Annotated in this window: 1 protein-coding gene; it reads left to right on the top strand. The window is 69.8% G+C overall.

Annotation, left to right across the window (positions count from 1 at the left end; genetic code table 11):
• On the top strand, window positions 1-685 hold a 685-nt coding region (locus tag QF777_12035; protein MDP6912265.1), incomplete at both ends, for an enoyl-CoA hydratase-related protein.

Raw genomic sequence — 685 nt, 5'->3', positions numbered from 1 at the left:
CATCTTCCGGGATCTCAACGCCGATGAAACGGTCCGCTGCGTCGTGCTTACAGGGGCCGGGGAGAACTTCTGCTCGGGGGCCGACGTGGGCGGCCAGTCCAAGCGGGCATCGGGCGCGGTGTCTAGCAACCCGCTGCGCAACCTCCGTCAGATCAAGGCCTCGGCCATGGCGCTGCACGACTGCCAGCATCCGGTGGTGGCCAAGATCCGGGGGGTGGCCGCCGGTGCCGGCTTGAACATGGCCTTGGGTTGCGACCTCGTCTATGCCGCCGATACGGCGCGTTTCTCCGAGATCTTCGCCCGGCGAGGCCTGACCATCGACTTCGGTGGTTCCTGGGTGCTGCCCCGCCGGGTCGGCTTGCACCGGGCCAAGGAATTAGCCCTGCTGGCCGAGGTGATCGACGCCACCGAGGCTGATCGGATCGGCCTGGTCAACCGGGTCGTGCCGGAGGCTGGCCTGGACGCCCACGTGGCCGACGTCGTGGAACGCATCGTGGCCGGGCCACCTCTTGCTCTGTCGATGAGCAAAGCGCTATTGAACCACGGTGCCCAGACGTCCATGTCCCAGGCGCTGGAGGCCGAGGCGGCGCAGGCGCAGGCCTCGCTGGCGGCGGCCGAGCACGCCGCGCAGCAGGCCTCCACCGAGCTCAGCGACCGGCTGCAGCAGGCGGGGGCGGCGGGGGAG

Source organism: Acidimicrobiales bacterium, assembly GCA_030747595.1.
GTDB lineage: Bacteria > Actinomycetota > Acidimicrobiia > Acidimicrobiales > MedAcidi-G1 > UBA9410.
Note: the sequence above shows the minus strand (reverse complement) of the source record. Positions and strands in the feature narration are given on the sequence as shown.